Below are 12,587 nucleotides of genomic sequence, written 5' to 3'. Positions count from 1 at the left end.
GATCACTTAAAACATATAATCGGCAATAATTCTCACATTAGTCTCATCGTATGCTTTGTTCTGATAGAGTGACGTGCTGTCACGCTCATAATTGATACGTGCTAAACGGGTTCGCAAACGAAATTCTTTACGCGGCTGATAGGTCGCATCGATATTGACCTCGTCCGAATCGGGGCGGGGATTTTGGGTGAGCGATGCGGGGTTGGATTGGATAGCGTCGCTTTGATCGATCCGCATATATTTGGCCGAAATCTCGAACGTCGAATCAGGGCGATAGGTGAGGACTCCTCCGTACGCTTCCGCACCTGCGTTTTCACTCTCTCCGTCGATTTGCAGATCGGTGTAGGTGATAAAGGCTCCCCACCCCATCTTCTCATACCGTCCGCCTGTCCCTAGCAAGCTCTGATCGCCGATACGGGTGTATAGAGCGCTCAGACTCCACTCACCCTTCGTTAGAGTTCCTCGTAGCCCTAGCAGATAGGTATCGACTTCTCCTGCGGCATTGTCTCCGATACTCTGTTCGCTCAGATATTGTAATGCTCCCGAAAAGGTTGTCCCATCGGACGATTTCCAAATAGCATTGTCGATGATTTGCAGATAAGGGGCGTTCATCACATCATGGACATAGGTGTCGAAGAGTTCGATTTTCCATGGTGATGCCGGAGAATAGATCGCTCCCAGGACGGCGATGTCACGGTCAATCCCGAGCGAGTAGGTGGGTGAGACGAAGGTATCGGAGCCTTTGTATTTCCACCCCGTGATATAAGCACCTTTGAGGGTGACATGGTCGATGGAACGATTCTCACAACTGAGTGCTTCGAAACTGTTGGGGAGCATCCGGTTGTAGTAGTCGTTTGAGAGGGGGAGGTCGAGACGCTGGCGTCCGTATTTCACAACGGTATCATATCCACTGTATTGGAGGTAGGCTTCGCCAAGAGTGTTGATGGAACTGCCATTAGGGTTGAGGTTATGGGTTTGCCCCGATTCGGGCATCTGTGTCAGCGAGGTAACTCCGTTACTCGAAAAGAACGAAACGCCTCCGCTGAACCCTTCGTAAGGGGCTGTTTTATAGCTCAAAATCCCTCCGAGTGTGAGGGCGGTTCGGTCGATCCGTAGCTCACGGTCGCCGTCGTACCAGAATGCGCGAAGCTGAGCATTCATTTTCCCTTTGCTAAACATCTCTTCAAGACTTTGAGCTAAAGCTGAAGTATTGAGCGCAATGCTCCCAATGAGTAGAATGATAGTATTGAGTCGGATGCTCATTTAGTGAATCGGCACATAGGCAAAATGGTCGTTTTGTTTATCGATCAACCCGATCGTAGAACTCGGGGTGAGTTTCACAAAATCATAGAGGGTGTTTTTGTCGATTTTCAGAGATTTCATCCCTGATTCGCACATGATAAATTCCACATCGTAGTTTTTTGCCATAGCGATGAGCCGTTTGCCGAGCTGGTCGTGTGCTTTAAGAAGATTTGCGTCATTTTTATAAGGGGAGTTTTTGAGATCTTTGATGAAAAATTTATAAGCATCACCGTGAATCACGACGGCGACATCGAGTTTTTCGAGTTGATTCTCATAATGGGTTTTATTAAAAGCGATACCGCTCAATACCTTTTTCTCAATCGCTTCGAGTTTTCCGCTGGTGAGATCGAAAACGACTTTTTTAACCCCTTCTTCTGCGAATAATACTCCGCAGAGTACGAGGAGAAATAATAATTTTTTCATCTTGGCAGTCCTTTTGGTCAAATTATAAAGGATTATAGAGTAAGAGTGTAAAAATAACGAAAAAGCCTGAATAAACTTAATCCTCAAATCGGTATAATTTATCTATGAATATTTGGTCATTTGATTTCCCGTGGGCATTTTTAGCACTTCCTCCCATCCTCTATTGCCTTTACCGCTGTAAAATCATCCCCCAAAAGCGCTATTTTCCCCATCTGCAATTTTTCGGTAATCCGGGAAAATGGCGCAATATCGAGTGGCTTCTCAAAGCACTTGCCGTGACATTGATGGTGGGGGCGTTGGCGACACCCGTAGTGGTCGATTTTTCTGATCCGCGCAACCGTAACGGGATCGATATCGTCCTAAGCCTCGATGCCAGCGGGTCGATGAACGCCTCGGGATTTTCGAGTGATGAGAGCCGTGCCACCCGATTTGAGATCGTCCAAAAAATCGCTTCTGATTTTGTCATGAAACGGCGCGAAGATAACGTAGGAGTAGTCGTGTTTGGGGATTTTGCCTTTATCGCGACCCCCGTGACCTATGAGAAAGAGATCATAGCCGAGATGATCAGCTATCTGAGTCACGGTATGGCGGGGCAAAATACGGCAATCGGTGAGGGGGTCGCTCAGGCTGTTCGGGCGCTTAAAGATTCCAAAGCTAAGAGCCGGGTCATTATCCTCCTCACCGACGGAGAGCACAACAGCGGTGCGATCTCTCCCAAAGAGTCGGTAGCGATGGCTCAAAAAGCAGGGATCAAACTCTACACTATCGGGATCGGTGAAAAGGGGGCGTTTGACAGCAAACTTTTAGCCCAGATGGCGCGTGATGGCGGAGGAGAATATTTTAGCGCGGGAAATGAGAAGGAGTTGAAAGCGGTGTATGCTCAAATCAATACGCTGGAGCGTTCCCGCATCAAAAGTGCCGAGCACACATTTTTCGAACACTATTACCAGTACGCGGTGGCGGCGGCATTGTTCATTATTGTGTGGCTAGGCTGGAGAAGGAGGGTCAAAGGATGAGTTTGTTATCCCCTCTGTGGCTCATTGCCCTCATAATCCTTCCTCTCTATCTCTGGGGTGCACGTCGCTATAGGTGGCATAGGCAAGCTTGGATGATGGTGAGTGTGTTCTTTTTGATTCTCTCCCTTACCCGTCCGGTACTCTCTGAAAAACCGATCAGCGTTGAAGAATCGGGGAGTGACGTGATTTTAGCCGTCGATGTGTCGTATTCGATGAGAGCAACCGATATCGCCCCGAACCGTTTGGAAGCGGCGAAAAAGGCTTTGAGTGAGATTGTTAGATCCGATAGTCGTGATCGCTTCGCCGTTATGGCACACACCACCAGTGCCATCGTCCTCTCACCGCTGACCAAAGATACTGAGCTTCTCGAATACCTCTTCGCCTCGCTCGATGAATCGCAGATTATTACCAAAGGGACGGAGGTGATGAGTGCGTTGGAACTTGCCCGTAAAATGTCCCACGCACAGCACCCTTTGGTGGTTTTATTTACCGATGGCGGAGATGAACTCTCGTATGAGGAAGAGGCGGCGTATGCCGAGGAAAAGGGTTTGAGAGTGTGTATCGTGATGCTCGCTACATCAGGCGGAAGTACTCTCCCCTCCGAGAACGGCTCGCTCAAAGATGAAGAGGGGCATATCGTCGTAAGTTCACGCAATGATGCGATTAACACCATCGCCGAGCAAAGCGGCGGGAAAGTGATTGAGGGAGCGGATGCGGAGGCTGTGAGAGAGTGGATCGAACGTGAACGGAGTGAAGATTTCGCGGGAGAGTCTACCGTAACACGCTATAGCGAACTTTTTTATTTTCCTCTGGTGTTGGCACTGATCGCTTTTGTACTCGCCTATACGAGCGTGGGAGAGAAAGTGAGCAAATCTCTTATCCCTTTACTCGCGCTGGTGGGAATCAGCGCCAATGCGGGGCTGCTGGATTATCCCTATCAAACATTAGGGAGCTATGCGTATTCTCATGGCAATTATGAGCGCTCGGCTCAGTGGTATGGACGGATCGATTCGGAGAGGGGACGGTTCAATCGTGCCGCTTCTCTCTATAAAATGGGAAAATATCAGGATGCCTTAGCTATGTATCGCACGATACGCTCCGAAGAGCCTTTGTTCAAATCGAAGGTATTTTATAATATGGCCAATTGCCATATTCGACTCAGTGAGTTTGAAAACGCTCGAACCGCGTTACTCAAATCGCTCACTCTGAGTTACACGCCTCAAGCCGATCAAAATCTCCGCGCTATTGCAGGGGCACAGGAGCAAAAATCGCTCAATGTCCGTAAAGAGAAAAAAGATCAATTCACCTCGGATGAAAACAAACCCACAGGCGAGGGGAAGAAAAGCAAAGAGGGGGGCGGATCGAATATGCAAAGCGATATTGCCTCCTCCGGTGCCGGAGATGCGGGGAAAAAAGCACAGGCTGATCCCCGTTTCTCAACGTCGCAAGGCAAAGCAGCCCTTAGCTCAAAACAGTATGAATTGATCAATCAAAGGAGTGTGCATGAAACGAAGCCTTGGTAAGCTCATCGCGCTGATGATCCTCAGCATGAGCGGATGGGGAGCGACTTATGAGTGGAAAATGCTTGAAGCTCCGCAGAGCCTCTATGTTCAACAAAGCGGTGTCGTACGGTATGAGTGTACCTTTTCGACCAGTGCGGCGGATTACACGATTGATTTTAAACCCTCAAGCACCGAAGAATATCGTGCTTCAATCCTGACCCAGCGCGATCAGATCGTTAAGGGAAAGCGGGTGCAGACGTTTGATGTACTTATCACTCCGCTTAGAGAGGGGAATATCGAGATAGCATTGGAAGCATTGATCCGCCACACGACGTTTGCCTCGATTGAGAATGCCTCCATCGGTCGCGATAACGTCAAAAAATACGACTTCGATGATGAGACAGCGCATCTGCCGAAAGTCCTCATCACTGCCAAACCTAACAGCGCGGCACTTAGTGGAGAGATGGCGTTGGAGGTGAGAATCGACAAACGGAGCGTCATAGCGCATGAACCGGTGCATGTGAGCCTCTTTCTTCGCGGGAAGGGAAACCTCGATCAGTATGTTCCCTATGAGCTAAACATCAGCGGAGTGAATATTTTTGCCGAAGAGCCGATGCGTGATATCTCTCCCGATACGGCGGGATTTAGCGGGGAGATACGTCAGGAATTTGCCCTTGTCAGCTCTAAAAGTTTTATTATCCCTTCCATCACCATCGATGTTTTCGACACGTCAACGCAAAAAATAAAACGGCTCCAAAGCGAAGCGGCAGCGATCGAAGTGGTGCAGGGATATGAGCGATCGAATCTCTTAGACCCTCCCGCTTTGCGTGATTGGAGCGGTTGGATGCGATATACCCTTTATACGGGTTTAGTGATTATGGGCATTGTACTGGGTGAGGCAGTGCGGCGACTGTGGAAACTGAGACCACGGAGAAAGGCAAAGCGGTTTTGGGATGAGGCCAAAACATCCAAAGAGTTGGTGATGCTCCTCTCCCTTTCGGGAGAAAAACGTTACGAAGAGGTGATTGGATTGCTCGAATCAGGGAGAGTGGATTTGCGTGAAGCTAAGAAGAAACTTGATAAACTCACAACAGATAAAGAGGAAAAATAATGATAGATGTAATTAATCAAATACGCTCCGAAGTTTCAAAAGTTGTTGTCGGTCAGGAGAAGATGATCGACGGGTTGTTGATCGGATTATTGTGTGACGGACATATTTTGATCGAGGGGATTCCGGGGTTGGCGAAAACGACGACGGTCAAAGCCCTCTCACAAACGTTGGGATTAGGGTTTAAACGGGTGCAGTTCACCCCCGATCTGCTCCCGAGCGATATTTTGGGCGCTGAGGTCTACGATCCGAAAGAGAACGGCTTTAAAATCAAAAAAGGGCCTATTTTTACCAATCTTCTCCTTGCCGATGAGATCAACCGCGCACCTGCAAAAGTGCAGTCGGCACTGCTCGAAGTGATGCAGGAGCGGCAGGTGACGTTGGGGGATGAGAGTTTTAAACTCTCCCCTCCGTTTCTCGTTATGGCGACGCAGAATCCGATCGAGAACGAAGGGGTTTATCCTCTTCCCGAAGCGCAATTAGACCGTTTTATGCTCAAAATTACCGTCGGATATAACACTGCCGAAGAGGAACTCTCCATTGCACGGCGTGTCGGTTCGGGATTGGGAGAGGCGATCAATGCCGTGATTGACTCGGCGGTGTTAATGGCACTCAAAGAGAAAGTCAAAGAGATCCATATCGACGAAGAGGTAGAGAAATATATGATCAGCCTCGTGACCGCTACGCGTGAGCCGCAAGCGTTCGGATTGGGTGAGATCAAAGGATTTTTACAGTTCGGTGCCTCTCCTCGTGTGAGCATCGATATGTTCAAAGCGGTGCGTGCCGTGGCGTTTTTACGCGGTCGCGAGTTTGTAACTCCGAGTGACATCGCCTCGATCATCAAAGAGCTGATGCGTCATCGCCTTGTCCTCTCGTACGAAGCGGAAGCAGAGGGGATCACGAGCGATGAACTGATCGAGAAGATCATTAAAGCGGTACCGATTCCGTAATGAAAAACAGCGCTCAGATTCTCCTTAAAGCCCGTCGTCAGATCATCGGGGACCGTATTGGAAATAACCCCTCCATGTTTCGGGGGGAGGGGTACGATTTCATCGAACTGCGCGAATACGTCAGCGGTGATGATACCCGTCACATCGACTGGAATGTGACGGCAAAGATGGGAAAACCGTTCGTCAAAGTGTTTCGGGAGGAGAGGGAACTTAATGTCCTCACCGTGGCACTTCTCGGCGGAGGACTTCATTTTGGGTCGGAGAAGTTTAAAATCGAGAGCGTTGCCGAAGCGGTGGCATTGATCGGGTACTCTGCGGTGGCGAACGGAGACGTATTTGGTCATTGTAACTATTCTGAGAGTTTACGCAATGAAATCCGTCCTGCGAAAAAGCGTTTTTCGGTACAGCAGGCGACGCAAAGTGTTTTGGATGCGGAGATTTTGCATCATCATGTCGATCTGCACCATACGATAAAAGAGCTGTATCGACGAACGAAGCGAAGGTCTCTGATGGTATTGATCGGCGATTTTTTCGAGATTCCCGATCTGCGCCTCCTCGCCCGAAAGCACGAAGTGGTTGCCGTCGTGGTACGTGATCGTGCGGAGGAGAATCCGAGTGAGATGGGATTTACTGCCCTGATCGATCCCGAGAGCGGTGCAGTGTTAGAGGGGGATTTTAATGAACGGAGTATCAAGCGTTACCGTGATCGGGTAAAGGCGCACGATATCGAACTCTTTGAATCGTTTCGTAAAGCGGGAGTAAGGGGAACGAAACTCTATACCGATGCAAATGCGGTGGTGACGTTGCGCCGATTGTTTGAGGGGAGAGTATGAAAGATCTTAATATTCCGCTAAACGATATCGCTCCTCTTGTCGAGATACCCGATTACTCACTCTATTACTTTATCGCAGTGGTTCTTATCGGAATTGCTGTGAGCGTGGCACTCTTTTTAGCACTCCTTAAACAGATGCGAAAACGTAAAGTGAATCTCAGAAAAGAGTGTCTTAGTGCACTCTCAACGATCGATTTTTCCGATCCTAAGCGTGCCGCCTATGCGATCAGTGAGCTCGGACGTGTGTTTGCCTCCGACAATGAACGGACGGCAAAAGCGTATCACAACCTCTTCGAGCGGTTGGCTCCCTATAAATATGCTCCAAAAGTAGAGAAGATCGATGAGGAGACGTTGGGGTATTATCGTCTCTATTTAGAGATTATCGATGTTTGAGGGGATCTATTTCCAGTTTCCCAAACTCAGTTTTATACTCTTTTTCTTTTTAGCGTGTGAGGCGTTGTGCCCTCTGCGCACCAATGCTCTCTATTTTCCCCGAACACTATTATTCGGTGAATCAAAGATGAGACCACCTTTATGGATGTGGATTGCGAAATGGGCGATGATCTCCTTTTTTATCGTGGCATTGATGTCTCCCGTGCGGGAGACCAAAGAGGAGGTAGAGGGGTATGATATCCTTTTCGCTATCGATCCCCAATCGCTTACCTCTGAAACCCTTAGCGATATTCAAACCTTTATAAAAGGGAGGGAAAATGATCGTTTTGCCCTTTTCGTCCCTGCTTCATCCGATATTATGATCCCCCTTAGCGATGATTACGAGAAACTTTTAAAGATCGTTGCCCAGCTGAGTGTAGTCCCGACAGAGGAGAAGATAACACGGCAGATTGATCGGTTTTTTTCTACCACATCCGAGGGGAGAGGATGGATCATACTTCTCTCTGAGGAGCCTAAACACTTTGTCCGATCGCTTCCGGTAGATAAAGAGACCTCTATAATAGCCCCCAGCGAGGATTGGGTTGAAGCACTTGATCGTTCTCACCCAGCGTTCAGTGTTATCGGTGTGCAGAAATATTTTGAGTATTTTTACATCTATCCGCTGTTTCTCGGATTTTTAGCGATGCTCGCCTATTTGTATGGACGCAATCAGAAGGGGCTTCGATGAGTTTTTTGCATCCGGAGTTTTTACTCTGGCTTTTGGCTCCGACCCTCATCCTTTTTTATTTTTGGCTCACCCAAAAACCGTTGAGAACTCTCAATGTGCGCGAGGAGATACTCGAAAAACTGCGCGCCCCCGAGACAACCATGGGGTTGCAAGGGAGAAACACCCTTTTTCTCCTCTCCGCCGTATTGTTGATTATCACGATGGCGCAACCGGTGATCCTCGATTCAACTCCGATAAAAGGGAAGGGGCTTCATATCGTGATGGCGATCGATAGGGGTGAAGAGAACTTTGAGCTGACCCGCTCTTTAGCGCTCTCGAGCCTTTATACCCTTTTGGGTGAAGAGATAGAGGTGATGGCGTTTGATGAGAAGGTGTACGGTATTTCTCCGCGCAGCAATGACGGAGGGATATTGGGTGAATTGATACGAGATCTATCCCCCTCTTCGAAACGGTTCAATCAAATGCTTTTAGAAGAAAAACTCTCACGAATGGATGATGTTGATATGGTAGTTGTCATCACACATCAGCCGATTGAGAGCGGTTTATTGCTACGGGTCTCTTCATCGGCAGATATTATCAACGTCCATGAAAAACTCCTTCAGCTCAGAGACACACATCGATTGAGGATGCATATCCCCCTCTTTTTCTACCCTTTGGGCTTGGCGATGGTGTTGATTCTTTTTGCCCTTTCGTCCATGAGTAAACGTCAAAGCGTAAGTGTGGGAACAGTACTTATCCTTTTTACTCTATCACCGGATTCCGGCAATGCGGGAATTTTGGATTTTAAGCTGCTCGCAGACGCTTCACAAGCGTATGAAGCAGGGGCGTATGAGAAAAGCGAACGCCTTTACAGAGAGTATCAATTGGCACACGATTCACCGCAGGTACGCTATAACCGTGCCAATGCTCTTTATATGAGCGGGCGCTATGCGAGGGCTAAGTATTGGTATGAGAAGGTTTATACCTCTGATCCTCTCTTGCGGGAGCGGGCAAGGCATAATTTAAAACAGAGTATTAGGAAAATAGAAGAGGTTGAGGAACAAAAGAAAGGTGATGTAAAAGAGACGGCTCGATCGGAAGCTTCAACCCTTCCACAAGGGCTAAAGCATTTTAAGAGAGAAACAAAATTATTTGAATGGTGATTATTTAAAAATATCGTAGAGCTTATTGGCACCTTTCATCTCACGGCGAAGCTCGGCATAATCTTTGTTTTTGAGGGCAGATTTAAGTGCTTGAAGTTCGACTTCAAAGAGTTCTACCGCTTCAAGGACATTTTCACGGTTTTGACGAAAAATATCTTCCCACATCGCGGGAGAACTTTTAGCCAGTCGGCTCATGGAGCGAAAGCCCCCCGCCGCGAGGGTGAGGATATTCTCTTTCTCTTCTTGGGCTAACACAGTGTTTGCGAGCGCATACGAGATAACGTGGGGCATGTGGCTGATAAATGCCGCATGACGGTCATGTTGGGCTGCTCCCATAGTGCGTATTTGCATACCGATCGCCTGAAAAATCCGTAAAGCCGTATCGCGCTGTGTGTCGCCGCTGTGTTCCAAGTCACACAGTACGACTACTTTCTCTGCGTATAACCCCTCCAGCGCTGCACTGGGGCCAAATTGTTCCGTACCCGTCATCGGATGGGCGGCGACGACATTTTTACGGATAACGGCGGGGATCGCATCGACGATAAGGGCTTTAGTACTTCCCAAATCGATCAGCGTTTTATCACTTCCGGCCAAGTCGGTTGATTTTTGAAGAAACTCAATAACACCGTTTACGGGGACAGCTAGAAAGATCACATCGCAATGTGCTTTAAGCTCTTCAAAGCTCATAAAAGATTCGACAAGCCCTCGTTGAAGGGCGATCATTTGGTGCTCTTCGTTGTGGTCACATCCGATAATGGAGGAGATAAAGGAACGGTGTTTGAGGGCAAGTGCCATCGAACCTCCCATTAACCCTAACCCTACAATACCGATTTTCATGACACCCCTTTGACTCTAATGGTGCTATTTTAACCCTTTTAAGTTTAATTTACAGAACAATTAATCGTTAGAGTGATAGAATGGGAGACTATTTTAACGCAATGGAAACTTTGGCTTGAAAACAATTACCCTCTCATTGATAGTCGCGAGTGCATTGGCGCACGCATCTACGCAAAACGTCCAATCGATTCAGTATGATGGAATGATCCATATTTCCGAGACCGTTGCCAAACGGCTTAATGAGGTCAAAGTCGGAGAGCCTTTAGATGCTGCCGCAGTAGACAAAACGATCAAAAACTTCTTCGATCAAGGTTATTTTGAAGACGTATGGGCAGAAGAGGATGAGGGGAAAGTGACCTTTCATTTCAAAGAGAAACCGATTATCTCTAAAATCGAGCTCAAAGGGTACAAAGAGAACGATGAAGAGGCGCAAAAAACACTGTTGCAAATTGATAAAGGTGCCTTGTATGATGAAAAGCGGCTTGAGGGAGCCAAAAAACGGATCGTTGAAGCTCTAAGTCAAGACGGAAAAATCGATTCCGTTGTTGAGATTGATTCCGAAAAACTGGACAACGGCAGTATGCAAGTCACCTTTATCGTCAATGAGGGTGAAGAGATTATCATTAAAAAACTCACCTACGCGGGAGTTTTGACCCAAGACGCCGATGATTTCGACAGTATGATCGCCAATAAAGAAGAGCAGTTTATGGGGTGGATGTGGGGCCGCAACGACGGGAAGATGAAAGTTGCCGAGTTACAGTATGATCCGCTTCGTATCCGCGACTTTTATATGCAGCGCGGTTATCTTGATGCGAAAATCGACGAACCGTTTGTAGCGGTCGATTTCGATCACTACGAAGCACAGATGAGCTATAGTATTTTTGAGGGGGATATCTATCGCGTATCCGATATTTTGGTCTTCCAAGATACACAGGTAATCGATGACAAAGAGCTTCTTGAGATTATTGCGTTAGAGAAAAATAAACCTTTTAATATTAAAACGTTCCGAGAAGATGCGGAGCGGATCAAAACAAAAATCGCCGATTTGGGATATGCGTACGTGCAGGTACAGCCCGATTTGAAAAAAGACAAAGAGGCTAAAAGCGTCGATGTCGTCTACCGTATCACTCCGGGTAAAAAAGTTCGCATTCGCAACGTTATCGTTTCCGGAAATAACCGTACTCTTGATAGAGTAGTACGTCGTGAGCTTTTCCTTGCACCGGGAGATTTGTACAGCTTGAGCGATCTTAAAGATTCCCGTAATGCGTTGGGGCGAACGGGATATTTCGAGAGTAATACAATCGAAGAGAAACGGATCGACGATGAGTCGATGGATCTCATCGTCCAAACCAAAGAGGCTCCTACCGGAAATATCCAGCTCGGCGGAGGATACGGCAGTTTCGGCGGAATACTCCTCAGCGTTGCGATCAGTGACCGTAATATTTTCGGTTCAGGGATCAATGTCGGACTCAATCTAGAGCGTTCTCAACGTACCAGCAATTACTCATTCAATATCTCTAATCCGCGTCTCAACGACAGTGATTTCAGCGGTAACTTCTCCGTTTTCAACAGCTCAACGGAATACGACAGCTATACCACCTCTTCTTTGGGGACAAGCATCGGAGTAGGACACCGTTTTAACCGTTATTGGAGCGGTTATATGGGATACAATTACTCTAAAAATGATTACAGCGATATCGATTCGACGACCTCAACCCTTGACCCTCGTTATTATGCGAATTATGCGAAAAGCTCGCTGATCGCTTCGGCAACATTTGACAATACCGATGATTTTTATATTCCTCGTGAGGGAATTAGTTTTTCTCAAAGTATTGAAAAAGCGGGGGTAGGAGGAGACGCCGACTTTATTAAAAGCCGTACCACCTTCGGTGCGTATCAGGGACTTCAAAAATTGACGGATTTTGATTTGATTCTCCGTTATAAAGCACGGTTCAATTATGCGGATGAAAGCGGCTATTTACCGTTGGGTGAAAAGTTTTACATGGGGGGAATCGGTTCGGTTCGCGGCTATCAGGGGTATTCGATTTCCCCAGTAGACGGGGTTGACAGCAGCGGTGACCCGTTTAAAATCGGGGGGACTCAAACCTTTTCAAATTCACTCGAATTCAGTGTTCCTCTTGTCCCAGAAGCTCGTATGCGGGCTACGGCATTTATCGATTACGGTATGATAGGTGAGAAGAGTTTAACTGAAATCAAGCGCGGAGGATATGGGGTATCACTTGAGTGGTTCAGCCCTGTCGGACCGCTTCAACTTGTTTTCGCAAACCCTATCGGAGACAAACCGGGTGATGATATTACCCACTTCGAATTTACCATCGGACAGAGATTCTAAAA

At 47.6% G+C, this 12,587-nt stretch carries 12 protein-coding genes; 9 read left to right on the top strand and 3 right to left on the bottom strand.

The window, feature by feature from the left end:
• Positions 1 to 6: 6 nt before the first annotated feature.
• A complete protein-coding gene (locus tag Q8O20_RS01315) occupies positions 7 to 1,263 on the bottom strand; it encodes an OprD family outer membrane porin (protein WP_305529672.1) in 1,257 nt (418 codons plus the stop codon).
• Positions 1,264 to 1,725: a DsrE family protein gene (locus Q8O20_RS01310; RefSeq protein ID WP_304740830.1), complete on the bottom strand. Its 462-nt coding sequence runs from the start codon at positions 1,723 to 1,725 to the stop codon at positions 1,264 to 1,266.
• 104 nt (positions 1,726 to 1,829) lie between these two features.
• On the opposite strand from Q8O20_RS01310, the gene Q8O20_RS01305 reads away from it, so the two are divergent.
• Genes Q8O20_RS01305 through Q8O20_RS01270 form a run of 8 tightly spaced genes read left to right on the top strand, consistent with a single transcriptional unit; the run spans position 1,830 to position 9,395 of the window.
• The gene (locus Q8O20_RS01305) at positions 1,830 to 2,741 is read left to right on the top strand and encodes a VWA domain-containing protein (protein ID WP_305529671.1); all 912 of its coding nucleotides are present in this window, start codon (positions 1,830 to 1,832) and stop codon (positions 2,739 to 2,741) included.
• Entirely contained in the window at positions 2,738 to 4,264 is a 1,527-nt protein-coding gene (locus tag Q8O20_RS01300; RefSeq protein WP_305529670.1) for a VWA domain-containing protein, read from the top strand. The genes Q8O20_RS01305 and Q8O20_RS01300 overlap by 4 nt, the downstream gene beginning before the upstream one ends.
• Positions 4,245 to 5,354 carry a hypothetical protein gene (locus Q8O20_RS01295; protein ID WP_305529669.1) on the top strand — a complete coding sequence of 370 codons (1,110 nt, stop codon included), beginning with the start codon at positions 4,245 to 4,247 and terminating at the stop codon, positions 5,352 to 5,354. Before Q8O20_RS01300 ends, Q8O20_RS01295 begins: the two co-directional genes overlap by 20 nt.
• Positions 5,354 to 6,301: a MoxR family ATPase gene (locus tag Q8O20_RS01290; RefSeq protein ID WP_305529668.1), complete on the top strand. Its 948-nt coding sequence runs from the start codon at positions 5,354 to 5,356 to the stop codon at positions 6,299 to 6,301. The genes Q8O20_RS01295 and Q8O20_RS01290 overlap by 1 nt, the downstream gene beginning before the upstream one ends.
• Positions 6,301 to 7,134 carry a DUF58 domain-containing protein gene (locus tag Q8O20_RS01285; RefSeq protein ID WP_304740153.1) on the top strand — a complete coding sequence of 278 codons (834 nt, stop codon included), beginning with the start codon at positions 6,301 to 6,303 and terminating at the stop codon, positions 7,132 to 7,134. The genes Q8O20_RS01290 and Q8O20_RS01285 overlap by 1 nt, the downstream gene beginning before the upstream one ends.
• Complete coding sequence (locus Q8O20_RS01280; protein ID WP_305529667.1) at positions 7,131 to 7,526, top strand: hypothetical protein; 396 nt, start codon at positions 7,131 to 7,133, stop codon at positions 7,524 to 7,526. The genes Q8O20_RS01285 and Q8O20_RS01280 overlap by 4 nt, the downstream gene beginning before the upstream one ends.
• The gene (locus Q8O20_RS01275; protein WP_305529666.1) at positions 7,519 to 8,253 is read left to right on the top strand and encodes a hypothetical protein; all 735 of its coding nucleotides are present in this window, start codon (positions 7,519 to 7,521) and stop codon (positions 8,251 to 8,253) included. The genes Q8O20_RS01280 and Q8O20_RS01275 overlap by 8 nt, the downstream gene beginning before the upstream one ends.
• A complete protein-coding gene (locus Q8O20_RS01270; protein ID WP_305529665.1) occupies positions 8,250 to 9,395 on the top strand; it encodes a hypothetical protein in 1,146 nt (381 codons plus the stop codon). The genes Q8O20_RS01275 and Q8O20_RS01270 overlap by 4 nt, the downstream gene beginning before the upstream one ends.
• Here the strand turns inward: Q8O20_RS01270 and Q8O20_RS01265 are convergent, their stop codons facing one another.
• Positions 9,396 to 10,232 (bottom strand): prephenate dehydrogenase, encoded by an 837-nt coding sequence (locus tag Q8O20_RS01265; protein ID WP_305529664.1) that lies wholly within the window; start codon positions 10,230 to 10,232, stop codon positions 9,396 to 9,398.
• A 115-nt stretch (positions 10,233 to 10,347) separates the two neighbouring features.
• Between Q8O20_RS01265 and bamA the strand changes: the two genes are divergently transcribed.
• Complete coding sequence (bamA, locus tag Q8O20_RS01260; protein WP_305529663.1) at positions 10,348 to 12,585, top strand: outer membrane protein assembly factor BamA; 2,238 nt, start codon at positions 10,348 to 10,350, stop codon at positions 12,583 to 12,585.
• Positions 12,586 to 12,587: the final 2 nt, after the last annotated feature.

The sequence above is a fragment of the Sulfuricurvum sp. genome (assembly GCF_030691015.1).
Taxonomy (GTDB): domain Bacteria; phylum Campylobacterota; class Campylobacteria; order Campylobacterales; family Sulfurimonadaceae; genus Sulfuricurvum.
This window is presented reverse-complemented; position numbering and strand designations above follow the sequence as displayed.